Source organism: Glutamicibacter sp. JC586 (assembly GCF_009805585.1).
Classification (GTDB): Bacteria; Actinomycetota; Actinomycetes; order Actinomycetales; family Micrococcaceae; genus Glutamicibacter.
In genome coordinates, this window is sequence record NZ_VHIN01000005.1 from 324223 (window position 1) to 349323 (window position 25101).

General features: G+C 54.8%; 28 protein-coding genes and 1 riboswitch. Of the genes, 18 read left to right on the top strand and 10 right to left on the bottom strand.

Annotated elements, in window-relative coordinates; all coding sequences use genetic code 11:
* Window positions 1-19: 19 nt before the first annotated feature.
* The 8 genes from FJV47_RS05040 (at window position 20) to rplI (ending at window position 6487) form a co-directional block, all read left to right on the top strand.
* Window positions 20-1120, top strand: a complete 1101-nt coding sequence (locus tag FJV47_RS05040) for an ABC transporter permease (protein WP_159610640.1) — start codon at window positions 20-22, stop codon at window positions 1118-1120.
* Between the two features lie 78 nt (window positions 1121-1198).
* On the top strand, window positions 1199-1747 hold the full coding sequence (locus FJV47_RS05045) for an LURP-one-related/scramblase family protein (RefSeq protein WP_159610642.1): 549 nt from the start codon (window positions 1199-1201) through the stop codon (window positions 1745-1747).
* A gap of 202 nt (window positions 1748-1949) precedes the next feature.
* On the top strand, window positions 1950-2441 hold the full coding sequence (locus FJV47_RS05050) for a helix-turn-helix domain-containing protein (RefSeq protein WP_159610644.1): 492 nt from the start codon (window positions 1950-1952) through the stop codon (window positions 2439-2441).
* Between the two features lie 77 nt (window positions 2442-2518).
* Window positions 2519-4609 (top strand): acyltransferase family protein, encoded by a 2091-nt coding sequence (locus FJV47_RS05055; protein ID WP_159610646.1) that lies wholly within the window; start codon window positions 2519-2521, stop codon window positions 4607-4609.
* 170 nt (window positions 4610-4779) lie between these two features.
* Window positions 4780-5076 carry a 30S ribosomal protein S6 gene (gene rpsF, locus FJV47_RS05060; protein ID WP_060703203.1) on the top strand — a complete coding sequence of 99 codons (297 nt, stop codon included), beginning with the start codon at window positions 4780-4782 and terminating at the stop codon, window positions 5074-5076.
* A gap of 55 nt (window positions 5077-5131) precedes the next feature.
* Complete coding sequence (locus tag FJV47_RS05065) at window positions 5132-5707, top strand: single-stranded DNA-binding protein (RefSeq protein ID WP_159610648.1); 576 nt, start codon at window positions 5132-5134, stop codon at window positions 5705-5707.
* A gap of 61 nt (window positions 5708-5768) precedes the next feature.
* Entirely contained in the window at window positions 5769-6008 is a 240-nt protein-coding gene (rpsR, locus tag FJV47_RS05070; protein ID WP_013350683.1) for a 30S ribosomal protein S18, read from the top strand.
* 20 nt (window positions 6009-6028) lie between these two features.
* Window positions 6029-6487 carry a 50S ribosomal protein L9 gene (gene rplI, locus FJV47_RS05075; RefSeq protein ID WP_159610650.1) on the top strand — a complete coding sequence of 153 codons (459 nt, stop codon included), beginning with the start codon at window positions 6029-6031 and terminating at the stop codon, window positions 6485-6487.
* Between the two features lie 172 nt (window positions 6488-6659).
* Here the strand turns inward: rplI and FJV47_RS05080 are convergent, their stop codons facing one another.
* Window positions 6660-7046, bottom strand: a complete 387-nt coding sequence (locus FJV47_RS05080) for a hypothetical protein (protein ID WP_159610652.1) — start codon at window positions 7044-7046, stop codon at window positions 6660-6662.
* A gap of 9 nt (window positions 7047-7055) precedes the next feature.
* Window positions 7056-7358 (bottom strand): PadR family transcriptional regulator, encoded by a 303-nt coding sequence (locus FJV47_RS05085; RefSeq protein ID WP_159610654.1) that lies wholly within the window; start codon window positions 7356-7358, stop codon window positions 7056-7058.
* A 229-nt stretch (window positions 7359-7587) separates the two neighbouring features.
* On the opposite strand from FJV47_RS05085, the gene FJV47_RS05090 reads away from it, so the two are divergent.
* Together FJV47_RS05090 and FJV47_RS05095 are read left to right on the top strand one after the other, a co-directional pair.
* Window positions 7588-7902, top strand: coding sequence for a helix-turn-helix transcriptional regulator (locus FJV47_RS05090; protein ID WP_159610657.1), 315 nt, complete (start codon window positions 7588-7590; stop codon window positions 7900-7902).
* 176 nt (window positions 7903-8078) lie between these two features.
* Entirely contained in the window at window positions 8079-9596 is a 1518-nt protein-coding gene (locus FJV47_RS05095) for an acetyl-CoA hydrolase/transferase family protein (protein ID WP_200831944.1), read from the top strand.
* 1 nt (window position 9597) lies between these two features.
* Here the strand turns inward: FJV47_RS05095 and FJV47_RS05100 are convergent, their stop codons facing one another.
* The 4 genes from FJV47_RS05100 to FJV47_RS05115 form a co-directional block, all read right to left on the bottom strand.
* On the bottom strand, window positions 9598-10560 hold the full coding sequence (locus FJV47_RS05100; RefSeq protein ID WP_159610659.1) for a hypothetical protein: 963 nt from the start codon (window positions 10558-10560) through the stop codon (window positions 9598-9600).
* A 101-nt stretch (window positions 10561-10661) separates the two neighbouring features.
* The gene (locus tag FJV47_RS05105) at window positions 10662-11246 is read right to left on the bottom strand and encodes a dihydrofolate reductase family protein (RefSeq protein WP_159610661.1); all 585 of its coding nucleotides are present in this window, start codon (window positions 11244-11246) and stop codon (window positions 10662-10664) included.
* A 40-nt stretch (window positions 11247-11286) separates the two neighbouring features.
* Complete coding sequence (locus tag FJV47_RS05110) at window positions 11287-11709, bottom strand: PaaI family thioesterase (protein WP_159610663.1); 423 nt, start codon at window positions 11707-11709, stop codon at window positions 11287-11289.
* A gap of 15 nt (window positions 11710-11724) precedes the next feature.
* Entirely contained in the window at window positions 11725-13335 is a 1611-nt protein-coding gene (locus FJV47_RS05115) for an AMP-binding protein (protein WP_159610665.1), read from the bottom strand.
* A gap of 328 nt (window positions 13336-13663) precedes the next feature.
* A riboswitch (SAM riboswitch) is annotated at window positions 13664-13782 on the top strand.
* A 97-nt stretch (window positions 13783-13879) separates the two neighbouring features.
* Between FJV47_RS05115 and FJV47_RS05120 the strand changes: the two genes are divergently transcribed.
* From FJV47_RS05120 to FJV47_RS05135, 4 genes are all read left to right on the top strand, one after another.
* Entirely contained in the window at window positions 13880-14380 is a 501-nt protein-coding gene (locus FJV47_RS05120; protein WP_159610667.1) for a flavin reductase family protein, read from the top strand.
* Between the two features lie 650 nt (window positions 14381-15030).
* The gene (gene dnaB / locus FJV47_RS05125) at window positions 15031-16386 is read left to right on the top strand and encodes a replicative DNA helicase (RefSeq protein WP_159610669.1); all 1356 of its coding nucleotides are present in this window, start codon (window positions 15031-15033) and stop codon (window positions 16384-16386) included.
* A gap of 61 nt (window positions 16387-16447) precedes the next feature.
* Window positions 16448-17191, top strand: coding sequence for a ZIP family metal transporter (locus tag FJV47_RS05130; RefSeq protein WP_159610671.1), 744 nt, complete (start codon window positions 16448-16450; stop codon window positions 17189-17191).
* Between the two features lie 22 nt (window positions 17192-17213).
* Complete coding sequence (locus FJV47_RS05135; RefSeq protein WP_159610673.1) at window positions 17214-18599, top strand: MFS transporter; 1386 nt, start codon at window positions 17214-17216, stop codon at window positions 18597-18599.
* On the opposite strand, the gene FJV47_RS05140 is transcribed toward FJV47_RS05135, so the two are convergent.
* Both FJV47_RS05140 and FJV47_RS05145 read right to left on the bottom strand, forming a co-directional pair.
* Window positions 18596-18928, bottom strand: coding sequence for a GNAT family N-acetyltransferase (locus FJV47_RS05140; protein WP_159610675.1), 333 nt, complete (start codon window positions 18926-18928; stop codon window positions 18596-18598). The genes FJV47_RS05135 and FJV47_RS05140 overlap by 4 nt on opposite strands.
* 17 nt (window positions 18929-18945) lie before the next feature.
* Entirely contained in the window at window positions 18946-19947 is a 1002-nt protein-coding gene (locus FJV47_RS05145) for a pirin family protein (RefSeq protein WP_159610677.1), read from the bottom strand.
* Between the two features lie 114 nt (window positions 19948-20061).
* Here FJV47_RS05145 and FJV47_RS05150 point away from each other — a divergent pair, with 114 nt between their 5' ends.
* From FJV47_RS05150 to FJV47_RS05165, 4 genes are all read left to right on the top strand, one after another.
* Complete coding sequence (locus tag FJV47_RS05150; protein WP_058256541.1) at window positions 20062-20514, top strand: MarR family winged helix-turn-helix transcriptional regulator; 453 nt, start codon at window positions 20062-20064, stop codon at window positions 20512-20514.
* Between the two features lie 86 nt (window positions 20515-20600).
* Entirely contained in the window at window positions 20601-20858 is a 258-nt protein-coding gene (locus tag FJV47_RS05155) for a hypothetical protein (protein WP_058256540.1), read from the top strand.
* Window positions 20859-20963: 105 nt separating this feature from the next.
* Complete coding sequence (locus FJV47_RS05160) at window positions 20964-22190, top strand: sensor histidine kinase (RefSeq protein WP_159610679.1); 1227 nt, start codon at window positions 20964-20966, stop codon at window positions 22188-22190.
* 46 nt (window positions 22191-22236) lie between these two features.
* A complete protein-coding gene (locus FJV47_RS05165) occupies window positions 22237-22908 on the top strand; it encodes a response regulator transcription factor (protein WP_159610681.1) in 672 nt (223 codons plus the stop codon).
* 22 nt (window positions 22909-22930) lie between these two features.
* Here FJV47_RS05165 and FJV47_RS05170 read toward each other — a convergent pair whose 3' ends face one another.
* A complete protein-coding gene (locus FJV47_RS05170) occupies window positions 22931-23848 on the bottom strand; it encodes a hypothetical protein (protein ID WP_159610683.1) in 918 nt (305 codons plus the stop codon).
* A complete protein-coding gene (locus tag FJV47_RS05175; protein ID WP_159610685.1) occupies window positions 23845-25098 on the bottom strand; it encodes a pitrilysin family protein in 1254 nt (417 codons plus the stop codon). The genes FJV47_RS05170 and FJV47_RS05175 overlap by 4 nt, the downstream gene beginning before the upstream one ends.
* Between the last annotated feature and the right edge of the window lie 3 nt (window positions 25099-25101).

Here is a 25101-nt window from a genome sequence, read left to right on the forward strand (position 1 = left end):
TTTTCTAGTTGGAGTAAGCATGCTGCTCGGAGTTTTGGCTATTGCTGCCGTGTCTAGCGCCGACCAACTAGTAACCAAGTATCTAATTGCTGAACAAGAACAGTTGCATGGGCGAGCGCAAACTTTCGCAAGCGTATTGAACCCGGGAACCTTGGACGGAGAAGATTTAGCTGGTTCGCTAGAACACTTGAATACGGTCGCAGAAAGCGTCGGAGGAAAAGTACTGTACACAGTTTCCAGTCCAATTACGGTTCCGAGTGTTCGCGGTCAAAACATTGAGCGCGTTGCTTATGCGGGGGACTTCGCGGCATCTTATCGAGTTCCACTTTCTGCTGGTATATGGCCGCGTGAAAGTGGTGGTTTCGCCCCTGAGGTCGTTCTGAATGAACAAGCGGCTGCCCTGCTTGGAATTGATGAAGTCGCACAAACTTTCGCAATTGATACCCCGCATGGAACCAAGACGGCTATCGTCACTGGAATCGCCCAGGACGGACTCGTGGGGGAAGAAGCGCGAATATATCAACCCCAAGGTTCTGTTGATGACGCTGGCTTGCTGAGCAGTGAACCAACCACAATGCTCTTGACTGCTCCCGGCGATAAACAGATTGCCTTGCAACAATTCGCTGCCGACTTTCTGGCCCAACGTGGCAATCCGTCCGCGGGCTCCATGGAGTTCATGCGTCAAGATACTGTCGACAGCACAAAAAATTCGGTTGCAGTAACCAAAGCTGCGTTCTTGACTGCTGGTATTCTGACGCTAGTTGTCGCCGCAGTAGGAGTTCTCAACGTTGGGCTAGCGACTGTCGGCGAACGTTCTGAAGAACTGGTGATTCGCCGAGCGTTGGGTGCTACTAAAGTGCAGATCTTCGGTTTGGTCATGGGCTCGAGCTTGATCATTGGTGTCGTCGTTGCTGCGATTTCGGCAGTCATCGTTTCTGTTTCTGCCGTATTTGTTGTTCCGCGATTCATGGGTACTACAGGTCTAGTTGGAGGCATTGACTTGCCGTTTGGCGCGTTATGGTTTGGCCTAGTTGCTGCATTGATTACTTCGTTCTTGGGCGCTTTGTCTCCCGCGATCAAAGCTACAAAGCTTGATGTTGCTCAGGCGCTTCGGTCATAGAAACAACCAGGATCAAAAGTATTTAATTCATCAGCCCAGGTTATCGGCGGTAGAAGTTCAGGTGGCACAATTATCAGTATGACGATCTTTGCCCAAGACACGCTGATTTTCCAGCAAACCAAAAACTTCTCAAAGAACGATTTTGCGATTCATGATGCTGCTGGTGTGCAGGTAGCCCATGTCGAGACTGGCGGAAGTACGCTGGGGCGGATGTTCACGGGCGCACGAGAGCTCACTGTATTTGATGGGCCGCAGAATCCGGTGATTATGGTCAAAGATACGATGACCATGGGTCGCGACCGATTCGAAATCTTCGATGGAAACGGTAGTCCACTGGCGAGTTTGGTCAAGCGGATCACCTTCCTCAAAACCCGCGTCACCATTTCAATGCTCGGAGAAGAACTGGACTTGCTGGGCAGCGTTTGGGATTTTGACTTCCAAATCACCAACGCTCAAGGCGTGCTCGGAACAGTCAGCCGCAAATGGTCTGGAATGGGTAACGCATTCCTGGGGATGTCGACCTATGCTCTGCAGCTGGGTGGAAACCTGAGCGTTCAGCATCGTCAAGCGATTGTCGGTTCGGTCCTAGCCCTGGACCTGATCCGTGAAAAGCAAAAGCGCCACTGATCATCAAGGAAGCGTCCGCAGTCGATTTAACTGCGCTCGTCACCCCACAAAGGTATGCCCTGCGGGGAATATTCAAAAGGTGCAAGTCAGTTAGCATTTGATTTGCTCCCGAAAGGCTGTCGGGTGGCTGACGGGTAGTTGTCGTGACCTTGTCGTAGTCCTGTCGTGGTGTATTGAGACCCCGAGGGATAGCTTTAATGCCATGAACATATCAAGGATTGCAGAACTGCGACGCTCCAAGGGCTGGACTCAAGAACGACTGGCCAAAGAGAGCGGTATTACTGTCAGAACCATTCAACGACTTGAGGCCGGCAATGATGCCAGCCTGGAGACCATCTCACTTGTTGCCAGAGCTCTGGACGTTCAAGTTGGTGATTTGTTCCAAAGCGTACAAGCACCAGATTTCTCTCAAGCCGTTGAGGGACTTGAAACCAGGACCCTTGCTGATCAAGAACGACGTGATTCCATTACTCAAGGGATCATGATGGTCTTTAGGACAGTAGGCATTCTAGTCACTTTCGGTACGGTCATCCTTGCGACAATGGGTCAGTTTGGTTGGTTCATTTGGCTGCTCATCCCTATCTACTGGGGTGCCGGCAAGATCCTCTTAGACGCAACTATGCGGTTAGCCGTTGACCCAAAATTGGATGCTAAGTATCCGTTGTCGGTTCCCAACCGTAGTGACGACAACTAACCTTCCCATGAGCAGTTTTCTCCGCTGATACCGTTTGATTACCTGCTGTTCATCGGGAAGTGGTCGTATCGAACAATATGAGTTCGAATTCCGTGCAGGTCAAAAATTTCAGACCAGAGATCCAAGCGCTGCGAGCACTGGCAGTTCTGCTGGTGGTCGCCTATCACTTAGAACCTAATGTGGTTCCAGGCGGTTATATCGGCGTGGATATCTTCTTCGTTATTTCTGGTTTTCTGATTACCTCCCACTTGTTAAGGGAGGCGGCCAGCACCGGACGAATCAAACTCTCAGCATTCTATGGCGGTAGAGCACGTCGCATCTTGCCCGCAGCGATGCTTGTCATTCTTGTGGTCGTGGCCGCAGGGTTCCTGGTCTTCCCTAAAACTCAGTGGGGCACACTAGGTGTCCAGGCGCTAGCCTCGGCGTTCTCGGTGCAAAACTGGGTGTTGGCCGCGGACTCCGTTGACTACCTCGCCGCCGAACAGGCCGCCGGACCATTACAGCACTTCTGGTCCCTCGGCGTTGAGGAACAGTTCTACCTGTTCTGGCCACTACTGATATTGATCGTTTGTTGGCTGGTGAAGCCCAAAATATCGGGGTCGCATTCGGACCATTTTGCTGCACGCCGTCGATGGATATGGATGGCCTTTGGCGCAGTGGCGCTGTTGTCACTGGGATATTCGATCTTTGCTGGGTATTCGGGAGACGCCGCAGGATATTTTGTGACCACCACCCGCATCTGGGAATTAGCCATCGGTGGTTTGCTGGCTCTAGGTGTGCAGGCGCATGACGAAGGAGCCCTTAGTTTGCCGCGGTGGGTTTCTGCCTGGTCCACTCGAAATCTGGCAGTCCTCATTGCGCTGATTGTTATCGGTATCGCGGCCTTTACCTATGACGCGTCTACCGTTTTCCCTGGCATCGCTGCTGCCGTGCCAGTGTTTGGATGCGCTGTAATCATTGCCGCTGGCAGCACCCGAGGCCCGGGTTCCTTGCACCTGTTGGTGAACTGGTCCGCGGTCCAATGGGTCGGTCTTGCCTCCTACTCGTTATATCTGTGGCACTGGCCGCTGATCATTTTTTACACCGAGATCTCCGGTGGAAAACCTAAACCTTTGCAATCCATCGCCCTGTTCATTGCATCGTTGCTCCTAGCGTGGCTCAGCCTCAAGTTTGTGGAAACTCCGATTCGTCACCTGCGATTCTTGGCGGTCTCGCCGGCCCGTTCGCTGATTGCCGGCGCCGCAATGGTGGCGATCACCGCTTCGGTGGCTCTACTTCCTGGGCTTACCCAAGAGCGCATCGTGGAACAAGAACAGCGCGTTGCAACTGCGCTGACCGAACAACCTCCAGAAGGATTTGGTGCGGCCTCGCTCTCGCGCGGCGCACCAGCATTTGTCACCAGTGAGCATCAGGTTGTTCCCGTTCCGGCAGAAGCAGCCAAGGACCTTCCTAATATCGGCAATTGTGTCCAGAAGCCACAATCCACGCAGATCAAGGAATGCGAGTTCGGGAACAAAGATGCGAAGTTCACCGTGGCCCTGGTGGGCGACTCACACGCCGCACATTGGTTTGAAGCACTAAGTGAGTACGCGAAGAGTAAAGACTGGAAAGTCGTCACGTACCTCAAAAACTCATGCCCGTTCAACGAAGCTCAACGTAAAGCCGATCAAGACGGAAGCATCAACTGCCAAGAGACGTTTGACCAGACCATGGATGCGCTGACCAAACGCAAAGACATTGACGCTGTAGTCACCGCAAGTTGGGCCGGATCCACCTTCGTTTCGGATCCTGCTAAGGGCCTGGCTGCCGCCTGGGGCAAGCTTGAAGATGCTGGACGGCCAGTCTACGCAATCGTCGATACTCCTCGACCACCGCAAGATACCTACGCCAGGGACTGTGTAGAAGAGAATATCGATAATCCGCAGGCTTGTTCCTTCCCGGAAAAGGGAGCCTTTGAAAAGGGCGATGCCACCAAGGCTGCAGCCAAATTAGAACCGAGGGTCAAAGTCTTAGACTTCAGTGATCAGTTCTGCGTGGACGGTACCTGCCCGGCTGTTGTTGGCAATGTTTTGATCTACCGGGATAAGCACCACATTTCTGATACGTACATGCGCACACTCGTGCCAGTCTTTGGGCAACGGCTACAGAAGGCCATCGATTCTCAATAACCATCCATGATCTAGGGCACGAAGGCTTATGCTTGCGCGATGATCTCGGGTAGGATTGAAAGGTCTGTGCTACTGCATGCCCGAAAGTTGGGTGTCTGGTGCATGGATAACGCAAGAACCTCCTGTTGCGGAAATACCGCGACCGTTTAGCCCAAAGGAGGTGGGTTCACATGCGTGCTTATGAACTTATGGTCCTCATTGATCCAGAGGTCGATGACCGCACCGTAGAGCCAACCATCGAGAAGTACCTCGAGGTTGTCCGCTCCAACGGTGGCACTATCGAAAAGGTTGATGTCTGGGGTCGTCGCAAGATGTCCTACGAGATCAAGAAGAAGGCAGAAGCCACTTACGTAGTGGTGAACTACACCGCAGAACCAGCAGCTTCGGCTGAGCTTGAGCGCCAGCTCAAGATCAACGAACTGATCCTGCGCCACAAGGTCACCCGCCCGGAAGAGGCTCGCGTTTAATTACGCCAAACCTTCCGTCGTAAGAAATAACGTTCAATCTTTTTAAGGAGAGTCAATGGCAGGCGAGACTGTTATTACCGTCATCGGAAACCTGACCGCCGATCCGGAGCTGCGTTTCACGCCGTCCGGTTCAGCCGTAGCGAACTTTACGATCGCTTCGACTCCTCGCACCTTTGACCGCCAGTCCAATGAATGGAAGGACGGGGAAGCTCTGTTCTTGCGTGCATCGGTGTGGCGCGAGGCTGCAGAGAACGTTGCTGAAACGCTGACCAAGGGCATGCGCGTCATGGCTCAAGGCCGTTTGCGCTCACGTTCTTACGACACCAAGGAAGGCGAACGTCGCACCGTCATGGAGCTTGAAGTCGATGAAATCGGCCCATCGCTCCGTTTCGCGTCAGCCAAGGTTACCCGCACCCAGCGCTCCGGCGGTGGCAACGGTGGCTTCGGCAACAATGGTGGCGGTGGAGGATTCTCCAACGCACCACAGCAAAGTGCCCCAGCTCAGGCGCCGCGTCAGCAGCAGCCACAGCAGGGTGGCGGTTGGAACGCTCCAGCCGCTGATCCATGGAGCACCGGCGGAAACAACGGTGGCGGCTGGGGCAACCCAGGCGCTGACGAACCACCTTTCTAAACATTATTTATTCACCATCCCGCAGATCACTCTGCGGGCTCCAAAACTAAGGAGCTCCACGATGGCTAAGGCTGAAATCCGTAAGCCCAAACCAAAGTCCAACCCTTTGAAGGCCGCTGACATCACTGTCATCGACTACAAGGACACTGCATTGCTGCGCAAGTTCATCTCTGACCGTGGAAAGATCCGCGCTCGTCGAGTAACTGGCGTTTCCGTACAGGAACAGCGCAAGATCGCACAGGCAATCAAGAACGCACGTGAAGTAGCCCTGCTGCCTTACTCCGGCGCTGGCCGCGGCTAAGGAAGAGGGGATATAACAACATGGCAAAGATCATTTTGACTCACGAAGTATCCGGTCTCGGTGCTGCTGGTGACATTGTTGAGGTAAAGAACGGCTACGCCCGTAACTACCTGCTGCCACGCGGTTTCGCAATTGTCTGGACCGTTGGCGGTGAGAAGCAGGTGGAGTCGATCAAGGCTGCACGTGCCGCTCGCGCTATTGCAAACCTTGAGGAAGCTCAGGCACTTGCAGCGAAGCTGAAGTCCCAGCCGGTGAAGATCACCATCAAGGCTGGTTCTAACGGTCGTCTGTTCGGTACCGTCAAGACCACCGATATCGCTAACGCCGTAGAGGCTGCCGGTCTGGGTAAGATCGACAAGCGCAACATCGAGGTCAACGACCACATCAAGTCGACTGGCAACTACACCGCAACCGTTCGCGTACACGAGGACGTTGTTGCAAACCTGCGCCTGCAGGTTGTAGCTGCTGCCAAGAAGTAAGTCTTCTAGACTCACCTTCTGATCAACGGGTGGCATGCATTCCTTGCGGAATGCATGCCACCCGTTGGCGTTTTAAGAAGCGCTTCGCGTGCTAAGCGCGTGGCTCAACTCCAAATGAACTCAAAAAATCAAAATTTTGAGTTCGTTTTAAGTTCGTCGGGGCTTTTGGCGCTTACTGGCTGGCGCGTGAACGGGCTACTGAACGGGAGAAGTCGATGACTATTCCCGCTGCGACAAATCCGAGGGCAGGTAACCAGGTGATGGCCCAACCGGAGAAGGGTCCGGCGTCGCGATCACGGAGGATGATCGTGAGTGCAGCCCAAAGAATAGCTAGTAGAACTCCTGATGCGACGAACGCTGAGTGGTTCTTTGGTGACGGCGTTGAGGGAAATGACTTGGCGTATTCGTCGGACGAACCAAAGTTGGAGACCGCTTCTTCGTAGCTGACGACTTCGGATTCCACCTCCCGAACGATGTCGCGGATGGTGTCAGCATCCAGATTGCGTAGCGTTAGGTTGTAGCGAAGTTCATCGGTGTAGGTTTTGAGATTATTTTCCATGTCACTTTCCTAGGTGAACTGTCGTAACCAGCTATTGATTGATTCCAGGCTCTGGCGACCTTGCGCGGTGATCTTGAAGATCTTGCGTGCCGGTCCGCGTTCGGTAATTTGCCAGTCGGAAACGATGTCGCCCGACTCTTCCATCGTTCTTAGTAGCGGGTATAGGGTTCCACTCTTGACGCCAGGTACATCGAGCTCTTCGAGCTTATTCAGCATCGAGTATCCGTGGGCGGGTTCTTCGGTTAGTAGGTTAAGAAGAACCGCTGGGAGCATGGAACGCTTGATCTGTTGAAGTACTTTGCTATGTTCCATGACTTAAGTATGAATCATACATAGTGTCGTATCTATAACCCTTTGGGATGATCTTCGCCGAAAGTATGGGGGTTTTGCCTCGCACCGCGAAATCACCTAGAAGTACCCATAATTCACCGAATCGACGCACGACTGTCACGTCTTAATCGTTGGTTTGGGAGAGGTGGCCCCATAGCTTCAAAGTGAGCCGAATCAATGGCATCACGGCCGAAAGAGGATGGTGGAACATATGGGTTTTGCGTTTGCTGATCCGCAGGTACTGACCGATGAGCAGCGTGCAGCTGTCGCCAATCATGCGCGTCACGTGCGTGATCAATCGAGTAGGATCTCGCTGCAGGCGATGCGCGAAGCTACGGAACTGACCCAGGAAGAGCTGGCTGCGGCCATGAAGCTGAGCGTTGACCGTATTGCTCGCATGGAAACCGGGGATCTGGATCGCGTTCAACTAGCGACCCTGCGACGTTACGCGTCGGCTCTCGGCGCTCAACTTGAGGTCACGTTGGTCCGTGGAAATACCCATGTCGACGCGAGTCAGAATAAGTGACATCCGAGTTAATGATTCCCCGGCCACCGCAAATCCCGGGCAACTCATCGAGAAAAGTGCCACCCACCGCGCTATCAGACCAGCTGTGGTCTGACTCGCAACAGATAACCGCTACAGTGTTCCGGTGAGCTGCGGGTTATAGACCTACGTCACAAGGATGTTTCGAAGGGATTATTTTGCACGAGCGTATTCACCACCGGGCCTTTGCTGATCGACTGATGAGCGCCGAACAGGCAGCAACATTCATCAAGCCAGACATGACGGTTGCCATGAGCGGCTTTACCGGTGCGGGATATCCAAAAGCGGTTCCAGGCGCACTGGCTGCCCAGATGGAACGCCAGCACGCAGAAGGCAAAGACTTCAAAATCAACGTGCTTACCGGCGCCTCCACTGCACCGGAACTCGACGGTGTGCTTGCTAAGGCAGAAGGCATGAATCTACGCCTTCCATACATGTCTGATCCTGAGCTACGACGTCGAATCAACGAAGGCAACATGGAGTACATGGACATTCACCTGTCCCATGTTGCCCAGCATGCATGGTTCGGGTTCTACGGAAAGATCGACGTGGCCATCGTTGAAGTTGTTGGCATCACTGCCGAAGGCGACCTGATCCCTTCCAGCTCGGTGGGAAATAACAAGACCTGGCTGGAAATGGCAGACAAAGTCATCATCGAGGTCAACTCCCAACAGTCCGCATCCATGGACGGCATGCATGACATCTACTACGGCACCGCCCTGCCACCGCATCGCAAGCCGATCGACCTCACGACCGTTCGCGACCGCATCGGTCAAAAGTACATGGACATTGATGTCAACAAGGTAGTCGCGGTGGTGAACACCGACGCCCCTGACCGGCTGAGCCCTTTCGCCCCGGTAGATGAGACCAGCGAGAAGATCGCCGATCACCTGCTAACCTTCCTGGACTCTGAAATCCGCGCGGGTCGCCTGACCGAAAAGCTGCTGCCACTGCAGTCCGGTGTGGGTAATATCGCCAACGCAGTTCTCGCCGGTCTTGCCCGCGGTGGTTATAAGGGTCTGACCGCTTACACCGAGGTCATCCAGGACGGGATGCTGGAATTGATCAAGGACGGCACCATCGAGTTCGCCTCTGCCACGAGCTTCTCCCTGTCAGCAGATGGTATTGAAGAGTTTAACAAGAACGTGGATCACTACCGCGAACGCATCCTGCTGCGTGCCCAGGAGATTTCCAATCACCCAGAAATCATCCGTCGTTTAGGCTGTATTGCTTTGAACGGCATGATCGAAGCCGATATTTACGGCAACGTGAACTCCACCAACGTGCTCGGCTCCCATGTCATGAACGGCATCGGTGGTTCCGGCGACTTTGCCCGCAACGGGTACCTATCGGTGTTCATGTCCCCATCTACGGCGAAGGGTGGGAAGATCTCTGGCATCGTTCCGTTTGCCTCGCATGTGGATCACACCGAGCATGACACGATGATCCTGATTACCGAACAGGGACTGGCTGACCTGCGCGGTCTCTCGCCTAAGCAACGTGCACAGGTAGTCATCAACAACTGCGCCCACCCGGAGTACCGTCCACTTTTGCAGGACTACTTCGACCGTGCCTGCAAGGACAGCTACGGTAAGCACACCCCGCATCTGTTAGGCGAAGCTTTGAGCTGGCACCAGCGTTTCCAGGAAACCGGAGACATGCGCCCGGCCCGCTAAGCTAGTGAGCCTGACGAACGAATACTTCCTGCGTCTGGTTACTGTACAGCCGGTATTTTTCCGGCTGTACAGATCCTGCCGAGGGGTTGGCTGGATCCTCGATCTTGGTTCCTGGCTTGTAGACGATTCCTAACGGTGCATCATAGTAATTCAGCGAAGTAAAACCATTGTTGGATGAGAAGGTCAAGGTCTGCGGATCCTCACCCTGCTGTGTCAGTTGCGGATACTCGACCTTGAGGCACTTCTTGGTGCTGGTCGCTGCCTTAGCTGAGGCAAGACACCAAGTTCCGTTGACCTCGGAAGTTTTTAACGTGCCATTTTGCGGGTTGGCTAGATCTTGGACAGCTGCAGTTCTAAGCTTTTTGCCATCCCATTTTAGGGAGACCTTGATCTTTCCGGAGGCCGCGGCGGCTGCTTCCATGGGCAGTAACTCTCGGTCCACAATAACCAGCTGACCGTTAGCGAACTTCATGGATTCAGGTATGCCTCGTGCGCCGCCATTAATGTCTCCCATTTGAAACGGCTGGCCCAGTGGAGCGATGCCTTTGGCAGTGCTTTGAAAGAGTTGAATATGCGAGGGCCACGCCACCCCACCTAAATCGCAGTAGAACACCGCCGCAAGTTCATTGACCCCGTCTCCGGTCAGGTCTCCTGCGATAACCAGATCCTTATTGGCGATGCCGGGTAATGTGGCGTTGGGGTAGTCGGGATGCTTTTTCTTAAGTTCGCCGTTGACGAGCTTTCCGGCAGGGAATTCACACATCGAAGGGATACTCGCACTCATCGCCATGGCTGGTGTTAGATCTGGCAATGGTTCCACGCTGGGAGAGGGAGAGGTACTTGTAGAGGCGGAAGCCTTAGGCTTCTGGCTGTTCTGCGCTGACGGGGTGGGGGCGCAACCGGCCAGCGCTAAGGCAACAATGAGTACGAGAAGAGTTCGAAATCTTTTGTTCAGCGTCATCATTGGCCTCCAGTTCAAAAGTTCTGAATCGATACTTAGAACCTATAACCAACTCGGTTAGAAATAAGTAGAATGAGTGATTATTACGCTGGCCGTTTCTGCACCTAAGTGGCAATGTGACGAGTCGGACGATAGGTCAGCTCTTGAATGCTCTGATCCAATAAGCGTGAATCAACCAGCTCAAGATCGTAGTCCCCAACCCCGCCGAGAACGGGCGCGTCGCCGCTAGCACCGGTGATGACTGGGAAGATAGTGACTTGGATAAAGTCGACCAGCCCGGCGGCCAGCAAACTATGATTCATGGACAGGCTGCCATGAGAACGTAAAGGCAGGCTGGAGGTCTCTTTGAGGCGTTTGACCACCGTGAGGGCATCATCGCGTTCCAAAGTTGCCTGCGGCCAGTCCAGTGCTTCGTCAAGAGTTGTTGAGATGACGGTGGCAGGCTGCTCATGCAGCGCGATTCCCCATGGATCTTCGACTTCGGGATTTAGCTTGATCTGATCCCAAAAGCTAGAGAAAAGCCGAAAGGTGTTGGCCCCGAAAACTACCTGGCAGGCAGGCGCGTAGAGTTCCAACCGTCTAGCCAAAAGCTCGGGGCCTTGTTTGCCCCAGTATCCTCCCCAGTCACTGCCGGCACTGCCGAAGCCATCAAGGCTACTGAACACATCGAAGGTATAGGTGGCACTCATGGTTAGCCTCCCGAGGCTTATCCGCTAGGTGCCATTCACACTACGCTTGAGAACTGGGCATATCTACGTTTTGAGTGCGTAATTGACCGCGAGAAAGCTGTTTGCCGCTGGCCCGATCGGTGATGATCACTTCCCAGAGCTGCTGGGTACGGCCTTGGAAGAGTGCCTTGGCTTCAACCAACACGCTGGCCCCGGTGGAGGGACGCAAGAAGTCGGTGGCGTTATGCACGCCAACGGCAAACTGATTGCGCTCTGCTACCGCGTAACTGGCCCCGACGCTGCCCGCACTTTCGACCATAGAGGTATAAACACCACCATGAACCACGCCCCATGGAGTGTGGTGGTTTTCGTCCAGGTCCGCGTGCCCGCGAACTTGCGTGGACGAAATTTCATCAAATATCAGACCGATACTCTCGGTGAAACGGCTTGTCTTCTCTGGGATTTTTGGTGCTGATGAACTCAAGGGTGACTCCACATCTTATGAGGCGTGATTCATTTGCTCTGAGGCTTGCGCGCGCAGTACGTTCTTTTGAACTTTACCCGTTGAAGTGCGTGGCAAATCCTGCGGGAAGATGATGGTGCGCGGAACCTTGTAACCGGCAAGTTTCTCTTTGGCGAAAGCGATCAACTCATCGACGTTCAGCGTGGACCCGGTTGATCGGATCACGTAGGCCACCGGGCGCTCGCCCCACTTTTCGTCGGCGATGCCAACTACCGCCAAATCCAACACCTCAGGGTGGGAGGCGAGAGCTTGTTCCACCTCAATGGTGGAGATATTTTCGCCGCCCGAGATGATGATGTCCTTGGCCCGGTCGCGGACCTGGATGTAGCCGTCGGGGTGCATGACACCTAGGTCTCCAGTGTGGAACCAGCCTCCGGCAAAGGCCTGCGTGGTCGCTTCTTTATCGCGGTAATAGCCGATCATGACGTTATTTCCGCGCAGAACAATTTCACCCATGCTCTGGGCATCGGCGGGAACATCGTTCATGTTTTCATCAACGATGCGTACCGACTCGGAGGTGATCATTCCTACTCCTTGTCGAGCCAGCTTGGCTGCGCGCTGGCCATCTTCCAGCTGGTCCCACTCGTCTTGGTATTCGCAGACCGTGTACGGCCCGTACACCTCGGTCAGACCGTAGACGTGAACTACCTCGATGCCCAGCCTCTGAAGCTTAGAAATGATCGCAGGCGACGGCGGGGCACCGGCGGTAGTAATACGAAGCGGAGCATCAAGGAGATGAGCACGGGTTGAGTCGGCAATGATCGAACAGACCGTGGGTGCACCGCATAGGTGTGTGGTTCCCAGATTTTCAATCGAGTCCCAGACCGCATCTTCCCGTACCCCGCGCAGGCACAGATGGGTGCCTCCTGCTGCTGTGACCGCCCAAGGTGTGCACCAACCGTTGCAGTGGAACATTGGAAGTGTCCAGAGATATCTGGTGGAAGCGGTGAAACCCTGATGGTGTGCTTCACCGAGGGAATTCAGGTAGCTGCCTCGATGAGAATAGAGCACGCCTTTGGGCTTGCCAGTGGTTCCAGAGGTGTAGTTCAGGGTAATCGCTGATCGCTCGTCAGCGATGGCATAGGGCAGAGGCTCATTGCTAGCAGCAGATAACAACTCTTCCAGGGTGGCATCAACTTCGACGTCGGGGCGTTGGCCGGTGAACTGATCATCGGTGATTTCAATCAGTGCTTGCAGTGTTGGGTTTTCGCGGCGCAGGGTCCTGGTATTTTCGAGCAGCTCAGTGTCGGCTAACAGTAGCTTCGCTCCGGAATGATCCATGATGTATTGCAGTTCATGGGCTGAAAGTCTGGTGTTTAAAGCGATGAGAACGCCGCCGGCCAGTGGCACCGCATAGTGAGCCATTAACATCTCGGGGGTATTCGGTGCCAAAACGGCGACTCGATCACCGGGGTTGATGCGCTCGGCCAGAACCTGGGCGAAACGGTGAACCACGGATTCGAATTGTTCATAGTTATAACTGCGGGTTCCGTGGATGATGGCGGTTTTCTGTGGATAAGCCTCCGCTGAGCGTTCAAGGAAACGCAACGGAGTTAGTTCAGAATGGTTGGCTTGAATTTCTACCATGGGGGATCCTTCACTCAGCATCTCTGGCATCTTCGACAGGCAATGTGGGCGTGATCCACAACACTGCAACCTCTATCGTGGCATGAGCTTGAACGTCAAAGAAAGAAACTCGGTCTCATTACGGTAGGCGGTTCTTTGGTGCGATGAAGTGACCGGAGGGTTCTCCATGTCGAGATGAGTGGAACTAGGCCAAAGTCACACTTTTTCTGAACAATCGACTGTACAAGTCGGCGTATTGGCTTGAGAGTCGAACGAATTAGCGAATATTGCGATTTACGAAGTGAATTGTTTGACGATACTTCACCCTGCCCCATATCGTTTTAACCAGAATCAAGAGCATCAGCTATAAGGCCCTGGCTTGCTGATCGGCAACCCTCTCTACGGTAGTGGGGTGCTCCAGGTGAGGATTCGGTTTTGTGCCAAGTGGCACTAAAACAAGTACCGCGCACTGTGTGAACGACTAGCGAGAACTGATTTCTGCGCACGCCGGATCAGTTTCATCATTGTCGTCAGTGCAGTGGGCAAGACCAGAAGGAATCGTGCCATGTCATTGAATCGTGAACTTGACCCGCTGACCCTGCGCAAGGTTTTCGCTCAGCATCCCTCAGGTATCGCAGCATTGAGCGCTGAGATTGAGGGTGTGAAAACCGGAATTATCGCCTCGTCATTCACCGTCGGAGTTTCTCTGGAACCGGCCTTGGTGATGTTCGCGATCCAGAAAACGTCAAATACCTGGCCCAAACTTCGCAAGGCAAGTCGCATCGGAGTTTCGGTGCTGAGTGATCGAAACGGCGGGGTGTGTACTCAGATTGCCTCGAAAAACGGCGACCGTTTCCGTGACATTGATACGCTCACTACCGAACAGGGAGCACTGTTTATCGAGGAGTCCACCCTGTGGCTGGAAACTTCGATCTACAACGAGGTCGAAGCTGGTGACCACTGGGTTGTTCTCCTTGAAGTACACGGGCACCACGCCTCGGAACACTCTCCGCAGATTTTCCATGATTCCCGATTTCATTCAATCCCAGTTCCTGAACTCGTCTAAATCGTCAACGAAGTAACCGTTCGAGTGCCCCGGTAAGATCACGTGATCACACCGGGGCATTTCTGTAGTCTCGTCGCCGCGTGGGGCGTGTGGTGGGTTATCCACTGCGTGCAAATCGCACGTGACAGAGAAAATGTGGACGGCGGGGATATCTGCAGAGGAGTAGTCCACTTAACCCATAGTGACTAAGGGTTTTGTGATGATTCGGCTATCCACAAGGTTTTCCACACGCCTGTGGGTGAATGTGTAGAACTGTGTGGAAATCGCTAAAAACACTGAATTCTGGCCTTTTTTGACTGTTGATAACACTGGCGCAAGTATCGTGACCTTCAACAAAATAAGTTTCTGTCCACAGTTGTGTAAACCTAAATGGACTAGTCAAACGCTATTACTGCGTGGTAAAGGATATTCATCCACAGGGTTCTCCCCAGATAGTAAACAGGCCAGTCCACAAGGAGGGGCCTGTTATGCACAGGTTCTGTGGATAACGAGGTTTACGCGGTCAAATAACGGTCCTACTGTTGACTTTGGGACAGAAATATCCACAGACGTCATCCACTCAATTGTCGGTATCGAATGACATGATGGAGCGTTGCCATCGGGCAAGGAAGTTTTTCCCAGCGGGTCAATAGGGGATGGAAGTGTCTGTAATGAGTGCCGAGCCGGTTTATGAAGGAAGAGATTCCGACGCAGGGCGCAAGCCGCCACAGGACGTTGAAGCGGAAATGTCCGTACTTGGCGGCATGATGCTCTCCAAGGACGCTATCGCCGATGTTGTCGAAGCTTTGCGTGGCACCGATTTCTACCGCCCGGCCCACGAATCCATTTACGAAGCAATTATCGATCTCTACGGTCGAGGTGAACCAGCTGATGCTGTGACCGTTGCTGACTTGCTCACCAAACGTGGAGAGATTTCACGAGTTGGTGGTGCGGCCTACCTGCATAACCTGATTCAGCAGGTTCCAACCGCAGCCAACGCTGGTTACTACGCAGAAATTGTACGAGAACGTGCAGTTCTTCGCCGACTAGTGGATGCCGGTACGCGCATCGTTCAGATGGGTTACTCACCTGACGGTGAGGTTGACGCGATCGTCAATGAGGCGCAGGCCGAGGTATACAAGGTAGCTGAGAACCGTAGCAGCGAGGACTACGTTCGCCTCTCGGACATCATCGAAGGCACCGTTGACGAAATTGAGAATGCTGCCAACGCAGGTGACGGCATCACCGGCGTTCCGACTGGCTTCTACGAATTTGATGAGCTGACCCAGGGACTCAAAGGTGGGCAGATGATTATCATCGCGGCCCGCCCAGCAGTTGGTAAGTCGACGTTCGCCCTGGACTTCGCACGCTCCGCAGCCATCAAAAACAATATGGCCACCGTCTTCTTCTCCTTGGAAATGGGTCGCAACGAAATTGCGATGCGTCTTCTTTCGGCTGAAGCTTCCATCCAGCTTCAAGACCTACGCAAGGGTTCTGTAGAAGACTCACAGTGGACCAAGATTGCCACAACCATGGGCCGACTCAACGAAGCTCCACTGTTCATCGATGATTCGCCGAACATGTCCATGATGGAAATTCGTGCCAAATGCCGCCGGTTAAAGCAGCGCAACGAATTGCGCATGATCGTCTTGGACTACCTGCAGCTGATGAGCTCGGGTAAGCGTGTGGAATCCCGTCAGCAGGAAGTCTCCGAGTTCTCACGTAACCTCAAGCTGTTGGCCAAGGAACTCGACGTGCCACTGATCGCGCTGTCGCAGCTGAACCGTGGTTCTGAACAGCGAACTGATAAGAAGCCAATGATTTCTGACCTTCGTGAATCGGGTTCGATCGAGCAGGATGCCGATATGGTAATCCTCTTGCACCGTGATGATGTCTATGACAAGGAAAACCGTCCGGGCGAGGCGGACGTGATCATTGCTAAGCACCGTGCGGGTCCGACCAAGACCATCACTGTCGCTTTCCAGGGCCACTACTCGCGCTTCAACAATATGTCCTCCGAGGGTTAGTCCCAGTCAGACCTATTTTTGTGGCTACCCAGTTTGTCGATTGCTGACTATAGTGGGTGCCATGTTGGCTTCGTTGCAGGCCCTGATGTGGGGCACGGTAGCTGGATCGGCACTATTGCTGGGTTCCTCCGCAGCATGGTGGCTAAAAATTCCGAAGGTATGGGTCAGCGCGATCATGGCCTTCGGCGCTGGAGTACTGGTCAGTGCGCTGAGTTTTGAACTTGTGCTTGAGGCATTTGAAACTGGCGGACTTGTAGCCACGGTAGCCGGTGTACTGGTTGGTGCAGCGTTGTACTTTTCGGCGAACCGACTACTTGACTGGCGTACTAAAAATCGACAGAAATCCACGGGGAACACTGGGGGCGGTGAGGGGTCCGGAACCGCATTAGCCGTCGGCGCCCTCATTGACGGCATCCCTGAATCGGTGGCCTTGGGGCTGAGCGTGGTGACTGGTGCCAGTATCAACCCTGCCATGCTCATCGCCATCTTTATTTCCAACGTGCCAGAAGGCCTGGCCAGTACCGCCCAGATGAAAAGCGCAGGCCGCAAGGGGTCATCGATTGCTTTACTGTGGGGATCCATTACGGTTGCTAGTGGACTGGCTGCCTTCTTCGGGGCGCTGGTTATGGCATCCATGCCTGAAGAAGTTCTGGCCTTCGCGACGGCAGTGGCCGCAGGCGGGATTTTGACGATGATTGCCGACACGATGATTCCTGAAGCTTACGCTGTGGAGCATGACTACACCGGATTGTTGGTTACCGGTGGCTTCCTTTCGGCCTTTGTCCTGCACGTTCTAGGCGGTTAGGAAAAGCTGGCATGATTAGGGCATGCCCCTAAGACGTAGTAGCCACACCCCTGCGCCCGCTACAGAGACCATCTACGCACCGCGGTTCCTTGCCACCACCATGGGCATGTTCATTCTGGTGTTTCTCGTGGCCTTTGAATCCATGGCGGTCACCACCGTCATGCCGATGGTCAGCGAACTGCTCAATGGTGAACGCTATTTTGCGCTGGCCTTTGCCGCGCCGATTGCTAGTGGGATGCTGGGCATGGTGGCCGCTGGCGAAGTCACCGACCGCTGGGGGCCAAAATACCCCTTATTCATCAGCGTCGCGATCTTCTGCGTGGGCTTACTGATCTGCGGTTCGGCAGTAAATATGCAGACACTCATTGGTGGACGAATCTTGCAGGGCGTCGGTGGTGGAGCCATCACGGTGGCCATCTACGTACTGATTGCTCGCGCCTACCCTGGGCACTTACACTCAAAAATCTTTGCACTCTTCGCCACGGCCTGGGTACTGCCAGCGATGGTTGGACCGTGGCTGGCCGGCCTCATGGCAGTGCACCTTGGGTGGCGTTGGGTCTTTTCGGGTGTCGCCGTTTTGGTGGTGGTTTCCTTCTGCGCAATGATTCCGGTACTCAAATCACTGGACTCTGTGCGCAATAAAGATCTCGGTCCGGTTTCACTCAAACGCCTGGCGCTCGCCGGGCTTACCGGTCTCGCCGTGATCTCGATGAACCTCTTGGGCAACTCTAACAGCAGGTTCTCACTGATCGGTCTCGCGTTGGCCCTGTTGGTCGCGTTGGTGGCCATTCGCCCACTGCTGCCCCGTGGAACATTCAAGGTCAGCCGTGGTTTGCCAGCAACCATCATGACCAGGATTTTCATTACCGGTGCTTTCTTTGGTGTGGAGGTTTACCTGCCGTACCTGCTGCGCGAGGAGTACTTCCTTGCCCCGGACCGGGCCGGTCTGATTTTGACCGCGTCGGCCCTGTGCTGGTCGGTGGGTTCCTGGCTGCAAGGAAAATTGGGGGAGCGGGTCTCTTCCTCGACGTGCATTACCTTGGGAGCCGTGGCCGGGAGCGTGGCCATAGCCACTGCATTGGCCACGGCGATCTTCCACCCGCCGGTGATCGTGCTGGTGTGTGGCTGGGCCGTGGGTGGATTTGGTATGGGAATGATCTTTCCCCGGCAAAACGTCAACATGCTCGCCCTATCAGCCAAGGAAGAACAGGGCTTTAACTCCTCAGCCATGTCCGTGGCGGACTCGTTGGGCAATGCCGGGGCCACGGCCATCGGCGGTGTCATCTTTGCGATGGCCGCTGCCGGTACCGGATTCATTTCGGTCTTCACCTTCAGCTTGGTGTTGATCCTGATCTTGATCGTCATTTCGCCACGGACCAAGGGAAGCCCAGTTTCTGTAGCCGGTTAGTCGCGCGGCAAGATGTCCAGGTGAGCCTTAGTTGGCTGAACTAGGTGCTGGTCGTATTCGCGGTGTTTGGCCACGTAGTTTTTGACGTACGGGCATACGGCCACAATTTTCGCTCCGCTGGCAATGGTGTTCTCTAATGCGAACTTCACCATCGTGCTAGCCAGCCCCTGCCCGCCATATTCTTCATCCACGGTGGTGTGGAAAAAGATCCGTTCGATACCGGTAGCACCTTCAAAGTCACGGAAGTGCGCGGCGCCAATGATCTTGTCATCGTATTCGAGGGCGAAACGCCTACGTTCTAGAAGCGATACTGGTTTGATTTCACTCATGATCAGTTTCCTAGGATTCAGGACGGGTTGACGCGAGGGCGCAGGCGAACAGTGGGCAAGGTTGGGGCAGGTAAGGCCGCTGGAGTGTTGGGTGGGAATGGACCAAAACGATCTTCACTGGCATCGCCCGGTTCGGCTCCGATTTCTGCTTGCCATTGTGCACGGAAGGCAAGGACCTCCTCATGGGTGCGGCCCACAAAGTTCCACCACATCAAAATGTCCTCATTCAGCGGTTCGCCGCCGATGAGCAAGGCCAGCACCGGGTCATCTCCGGAGGCTAAACGCAGAGTTTTACATCCAGCTCGCACGAAGCCGAGTTCTCGTGGGGCCAACTGCTGCCCGTTAACATTGAGAGCGCCCGAATCTACGAGGACTCCATGCTCATGATGTTCCGGGACGAGTACCTGGATCTCGGTGTTCGGTGCCAAACGTAGTTCCGCGCCACCGAGTTCGGTGTGGGTGATGACCGGGGACGTGGATCGTTGTCCGGCGATTTCATAACTGCCCAGGAATACCGAGATTGACCAGTTGTCACCGTGAAGAGGCTCGGGCCGGTAGTTCTCAAAAGTATGTTCCATGTTTCGAGCGTGATCTGGCAACGCAGTCCACAGCTGGGCACCATGCAAGATGGTGGTGTCATCTGTGAGAATTTCTGAATGGCTAATGCCATGTCCGGCGGTCATGAGGTTAACCTCGCCAGGACGCACGGTGGCTTTGAACCCTGCCGAATCCAAGTGGTTGATTCCTCCAGTGAACAACCATGAGACAGTTTGTAGGCCGGTATGTGGGTGGCGTGGAACGTTCATGCCACCGGTGGCTTTAACGTCGTCGGGACCATAGTGGTCCAGGAAGCACCATGCGCCAATGAGGCTGCGTTGCTTTTGCGGCAGGGTGCGGAAGACTGTCATGGCGCGTGGGCCGCCCAAGGGGACTTCACGGGGAGTGAGGATTTCAACCTCAGCGTGGGACGCGACTTTGCAACAGTCGATTTCAGCGGGGCTGTGCTCCAGATTGCTCATGTGCCAAGGTTATGCACTGCGCAAAATTTTGGCCACAAGAAACTGTTCAAGACAGGGGTACGATCGATACACCGGTAGTGTCCCATTTAAGGAGTTTGCAGCAACGTGGACGGTATGAGCCAACAGGCCGAGGATCTTCTCAAACTGGAAAGACAAGTGTGCTTCGGTCTAGCGGTCGCTTCGAGAACCGTGATTTCCGCCTACAAGCCTGTGCTGGATCCTTTGGGTCTGACACATCCGCAGTATTTGGTGATGCTGGCGTTGTGGGACTCAGGGCCGATGAGTGCTCGTGAACTCAGTGAGCAGTTGCATCTAGATCCTGGAACCCTGTCGCCTTTGGTGAAAAGGCTGGAAGCTGCCGGGCTGGTGGACAAAGCCAAAAACCCGCAAGACGAACGGGCGGTTATCCTGCAACCCACTGCCAAGGGTGCAGAATTGCGCAAGGACGCATTGAACGTGCCCGTGGAGATGATGGCGCGGCTGCAGCTATCCGAGAAGGAAGTTGTTGAGCTCAGAGGGATTTTAGATCACTTGATTGACGCCGGTGGAAACGCTCCGAAGGTGTGATTAAAAATTTAGTTTGTGCACCAACTAATAACGTATACTGGTAACAGGAACACGACCGAATACGCGTACTGCAAAGGATCACCCTCATGGATGAATCGCCGCTGCCAATCATCACCGATACCACTGGCCTGAGCACCGGATACCGCATTCTCTGGCGCCTGAAGTATTTAGGTTTGAGCATCTTTGGCCCCGCAGAACGTCGTGTGGTTTTGAGCCCACGTGAACGCGCCAAGTGGGACCGTGCAATGAAGGTCAAGGCAGCTCATGAGGCTGCGGGAACTCAGCCCGACGAGCAGACCTTGTACACGGTCAGCCGCATGGAACCACGTCGCCGCCCCAACTAGGCCAGACACGCGCCGGGTCCTGCTGTTGCGGTCTTCGCCCGGAATCGGTCGTAGGTTTGGCAATGATGCCAAGAACCTGGGCGTTGCGATGGAACAATGTCAAATATGAGAAAGTGGACAGCCTGGACTGCAGATATTAAACCGCTGCCCGGAGGCATCGCCGGACGCCTGGTGCCGGTTCTGCTGGCCCTGGTCATGTATTTGGGAGAAGTCGGGCTAGGCTCTGGGCAGTTCACGGGGCAACAAGGCGCCCTGAAAATGGCGTTGCCGTACTTGCCCACAGCTGCTTTGTCGCTCGGCGTTTTGCCGGCGGCCATCGCGTGGTTTCTCTGTGTAGCGGGAATTGCTACCCTGGGCATGCCAGCGGTGCTTATAGCTGGGTTGATTTTTTCATCAGTAGTCGTAATCTCCGCCTGCTGCTATCTGCTACCGCGGCGGCAAGCGCTGTCGCTCCCGTTGCTGGCCTTGGCGCTCCTGTTTGCCCTGTGCTTCCTGATTCCGGACGTCCAGGTGCTCACAATCGTCATCAACGCCATTTTTGTTGCCTTTGCCGGCACAGCGGGACTCAGTCTGAATTCGTTTCGCCGACGTCATGAAACCAGCGCCAAGCGGATTGAGGCCCTGGAGATCGAGCAGGCAAAGATTCGTGCCAATGAACGGACGTTATTGGCTCACGAGCTGCACGACATCGTCGCCCACGACGTCACCATTATCGCGATGCAGGCGCGGCGTGCAGAGTTCGTGAAGGACCCAGAAAAAACTTCAGAAATTCTGGCCGGAATTGGCAGTTCCGCTCAGCAGACATTGCAGGACCTTCGTTCGCTGGTACTGCTGCTGAAAGAATCAGACAAAGCCTCGGAAGCAACCATCGAGAACGCATCGGTTGGACCGAGCATTATCGATCCTGCCGAACTCTCCGGGGAAACCACGACCGCCGTGGGCCTAGTGCATGATTTGGACGCGGTGGCCGATGCGCTTCAGAGCTCAGGTTATGACGTGGATCTTACGGTGGAGGGTGAAGTCGCCCGCGTGCCAGCCAGTTTGCGTCAGGCGCTACGAAGAACCATCCGCGAGATGGGAACCAACATTCTTAAGCACGCGGTTCCCTCGAGCCGTGTAGAAATGCGCTTATATGTTGGTGAGAGCAACGTCCAGCTCCGGGCGACGAATGAGGCGGGAGTTCAAAAGCCGATCATGTCATCGAGAACCGGGTTGGAGGCCATGCGTGCGCGTTGTGGTGTTTTCGGTGGGTTTGTCGAAGCAGACGAATCTGACGGTCTGTGGACAACGAGTGTCACAATTCCATTAGAAGGAATTTCCACGGCAAACTAGAGATGTAGCGCGGCGTGGCCATGGAGCCAGCCCAGAAGGAGAAGCCTTGAGCACTGTTTTGCTTGTTGACGACGAAACACTGACGCGCGAGATTCTGCGCGACTATCTTTCCTCGGACCCGACCATCCAGATTATCGGGGAAGCGTCCGACGGCAAAGCGGCTGTGCTTCAAGCCGCGGGATTGCGGCCAGACGTGATCCTCATGGACATGCAGATGCCGGTCATGGACGGGGTGGCAGCTACGGCGCAGATCCACCAGGACAATCCACATATTGCGATCCTCGGCCTGAGTACTTTTTCGACGGACCGCTACGTAGTGGACTTGCTGCGTGCTGGTGCCAGTGGATATCTCGTCAAGGACGCCCAGCCCAAAGAGATCACCGAAGCAATTCACAAGGTGATGGCTGGCGAATCAGTGCTTTCCGCTGAGGTAACCCGCCACGTAGTTTCCGGGTTGGCAGACTCCATTCCAGCGCAAGTTGAGCCGGATGCGGAACTGTCCGAAACGTTAACCGACAAAGAGCTTGAAGTCATCTTGCTCCTGGGCAAGGGGATGAGCAACAGGGAAATGGCCGAGGAACTCTACGTCACCGAATCGACCATCAAGGCGCGTTTCGTTAAGGTGATGGAAAAGCTTGGCGTTCGCGACCGCGTGCAAATCCTTGTTAAGTCGGTGGAATACGGGCTGCTGGATATCAAGAGGGCACCGCGCGTCTAGCAATTGCGCGCGATGCGCCCTTTCAGCTTCGGCCCAGGACTTCCAGCACTGGGCGAAGCAAGCAATCCATCGCGTGTTCCAGGTCGTCGCGTGTCACTCGGCCAAGTTCTGAGTGCGCATCGGTGATCAGCGATGGCCCCCAGCCCATAATTTGGTACTGGCTTGCGGTGTGCGCCAATTCCGTTGGTGAGCGCCACGCACGGCTTAGGTTGGCCAACCCGAAGTGCTTGAGCTCTTGTACTTGATCCTCACCGATTGACTTCAGCTGCGATGGCAAAGCTTGGACAAGGTATTCAAATACCTGCATCCCGCCTGTCCCTTGGCAAATTCCTTGCCATGTAATGGCCGGACCTCGTTGTATAAGGTTTCTGGAAATCTGGGCTGTTGCCGCGTTTCCAAGGTTTTCCACCAGCTTGGGCAGCAATGCCCAAGACCCTCCGGTCAGCAGGCAAAGTGCTAAGAATGAGGCGGCCGCGCCTGCATGATGGATTGGGTCTTCACCGGTAATCAGCGTCCGCTGGTAGCCTTCGACCGAGTTTTGCTGCATCTTGCTGGGCAGAGCCATAGGTTGGGAGATCTTCGCCCCGCAAAGATCAGTTGCGGTGGCGAGGAGGTTCTCGGCACCGGCGAGCTTTCCGACCATGGCGATCATCGGTTTGGAGACCAAGCCGGATTTAACACGCGAGGATTCATCCGCCACGGCATGTAGCCAGCGTTCCAATCGTGGTTGTTCCGCAGCGACTGTCAGAATCATTGAGCCGCTGTCGCCAGTGATCTGGTGCCAAGGATGGCCCCACCGGTCGGATTGGGCAAGACCCTTGGCCAGCAGCTCTCGTGCTTCGCGCTCATGCTGGGGGTCAGTTCGCCACGCTAGCGAAAGCACAGGAAAGAGCGAACGATCATCGGGGATTGCCAGTATCGGCAGGGTCGAGGCGTTCATGCTACCTCCTGGAGAGTCGGGGCAACGCTGAAGGTTTGCCATGGCTGAGCAGCTAGACGAAGTGCCGAACTTTCCAGCAGCCTGCGCAATTGCTGTGTCTGATCCGAAAGATGCCTCAGCCGATCTACGAGTTCATGGGCAAATTCAGGCGTTCCTCTAAGGAGCATGTCGCGGGCAGTGGTTCGGGCCAGTCGTTCATCGTCATGCACGGATTTTTCTGCGGTGAATAGTGCTTTTTTCGCCGCCGACCCCAAAACGGCATCATCAACCGTGGTCAATGCGCGGAGCCTGTGCGCTGGGTCTAGTTCGAGGCCGGTGTCATCTACCAGGATAAATAGGTCGTTTTCGACTAGATCGGCGGGACCGAAGATTCCGGCGCTGGAATCCAGCCCGGTTTGCAGGCTTAACAATGAAGCGACGAGTAGATCTCCGAGAAGCGAAGCGCTGATCGACTGCGCGTGCACAGCACTGGTCGCGGCGAGCAATCGCCTGGTAGCGAGGCCAGGGACAGGCATCAGTTGGTGTTTCACCTCATTCTGGCGGGCTTGGCTGCGGTGCGACGATGCAAATTTTTGCGCAGATTCAGCGAATGAGAGCGATGCCATGTTTTCTGCGAGGATTCGCAGCATTTCGGATGGGTCCTGTGGTCCGAAGGCCACCAGTACGGCCTGTTCAGGACGGTAATTTTTTGCGTGCAAATCCTTCAGACGGTCAATGGATACCCTGGAAAACAGGGTTTCATCACCTGTGCCATCGTGGCCATGAGCGTAATCGTCCCAAAATTGGCACGTCAGATGTGGGAATGGAAGGATTCCACCAGGTGCTGGAGCCAAACGCTGGGCTCGTTCGGTTGCCACCGCATGGATCTGTGCCTTGATTTGGTCTGCATTAAACGCCGGATGGAATACCTGTTCAATCACCCGGGCAACCATTCCCGGCAGGTCGGAGGGCAGAGCTGTTTCGTAAAACTCGGTGTAGTCCATGTGCGTATGCCCGCCCATGACAGCGCCTATGTTGTTCATTTCCGTTTGACGTTCGCTGGATGAAATTGCGACGCTATCTTGGTACACGACATGTTCCAGCAGGTGCATCATCCCCTCTTCGCCCGGCTGTTCGTGGCGCATCCCTGAAGCAATGGCAAGAACGAAAGTGCTGTTTCGCGCTTTTGGGTTTTGAACGGCAATAGCGCAGGCACCGTGTTCCAGAGTCTCGCTGCGGACGTGGAATCTTTCGAAGGAGGTTGAGTTCATCTG

Coding starts and splice junctions, on each gene's coding strand:
- FJV47_RS05150 (WP_058256541.1), top strand. CDS start 20,062: ATGAGCCAACAGGCCGAGGATCTTCTCAAACTGGAAAGACAAGTGTGC.
- FJV47_RS05090 (WP_159610657.1), top strand. CDS start 7,588: ATGGGTTTTGCGTTTGCTGATCCGCAGGTACTGACCGATGAGCAGCGT.
- FJV47_RS05145 (WP_159610677.1), bottom strand. CDS start 19,947: ATGAGCAATCTGGAGCACAGCCCCGCTGAAATCGACTGTTGCAAAGTC.
- rplI (WP_159610650.1), top strand. CDS start 6,029: ATGGCAAAGATCATTTTGACTCACGAAGTATCCGGTCTCGGTGCTGCT.
- FJV47_RS05050 (WP_159610644.1), top strand. CDS start 1,950: ATGAACATATCAAGGATTGCAGAACTGCGACGCTCCAAGGGCTGGACT.
- rpsF (WP_060703203.1), top strand. CDS start 4,780: ATGCGTGCTTATGAACTTATGGTCCTCATTGATCCAGAGGTCGATGAC.
- FJV47_RS05055 (WP_159610646.1), top strand. CDS start 2,519: ATGAGTTCGAATTCCGTGCAGGTCAAAAATTTCAGACCAGAGATCCAA.
- FJV47_RS05155 (WP_058256540.1), top strand. CDS start 20,601: ATGGATGAATCGCCGCTGCCAATCATCACCGATACCACTGGCCTGAGC.
- FJV47_RS05115 (WP_159610665.1), bottom strand. CDS start 13,335: ATGGTAGAAATTCAAGCCAACCATTCTGAACTAACTCCGTTGCGTTTC.
- FJV47_RS05120 (WP_159610667.1), top strand. CDS start 13,880: ATGTCATTGAATCGTGAACTTGACCCGCTGACCCTGCGCAAGGTTTTC.
- FJV47_RS05170 (WP_159610683.1), bottom strand. CDS start 23,848: ATGAACGCCTCGACCCTGCCGATACTGGCAATCCCCGATGATCGTTCG.
- FJV47_RS05105 (WP_159610661.1), bottom strand. CDS start 11,246: ATGAGTGCCACCTATACCTTCGATGTGTTCAGTAGCCTTGATGGCTTC.
- FJV47_RS05045 (WP_159610642.1), top strand. CDS start 1,199: ATGACGATCTTTGCCCAAGACACGCTGATTTTCCAGCAAACCAAAAAC.
- FJV47_RS05130 (WP_159610671.1), top strand. CDS start 16,448: ATGTTGGCTTCGTTGCAGGCCCTGATGTGGGGCACGGTAGCTGGATCG.
- FJV47_RS05040 (WP_159610640.1), top strand. CDS start 20: ATGCTGCTCGGAGTTTTGGCTATTGCTGCCGTGTCTAGCGCCGACCAA.
- FJV47_RS05135 (WP_159610673.1), top strand. CDS start 17,214: ATGCCCCTAAGACGTAGTAGCCACACCCCTGCGCCCGCTACAGAGACC.
- FJV47_RS05140 (WP_159610675.1), bottom strand. CDS start 18,928: ATGAGTGAAATCAAACCAGTATCGCTTCTAGAACGTAGGCGTTTCGCC.
- FJV47_RS05080 (WP_159610652.1), bottom strand. CDS start 7,046: ATGGAAAATAATCTCAAAACCTACACCGATGAACTTCGCTACAACCTA.
- FJV47_RS05065 (WP_159610648.1), top strand. CDS start 5,132: ATGGCAGGCGAGACTGTTATTACCGTCATCGGAAACCTGACCGCCGAT.
- dnaB (WP_159610669.1), top strand. CDS start 15,031: ATGAGTGCCGAGCCGGTTTATGAAGGAAGAGATTCCGACGCAGGGCGC.
- FJV47_RS05160 (WP_159610679.1), top strand. CDS start 20,964: ATGAGAAAGTGGACAGCCTGGACTGCAGATATTAAACCGCTGCCCGGA.
- rpsR (WP_013350683.1), top strand. CDS start 5,769: ATGGCTAAGGCTGAAATCCGTAAGCCCAAACCAAAGTCCAACCCTTTG.
- FJV47_RS05085 (WP_159610654.1), bottom strand. CDS start 7,358: ATGGAACATAGCAAAGTACTTCAACAGATCAAGCGTTCCATGCTCCCA.
- FJV47_RS05100 (WP_159610659.1), bottom strand. CDS start 10,560: ATGATGACGCTGAACAAAAGATTTCGAACTCTTCTCGTACTCATTGTT.
- FJV47_RS05175 (WP_159610685.1), bottom strand. CDS start 25,098: ATGAACTCAACCTCCTTCGAAAGATTCCACGTCCGCAGCGAGACTCTG.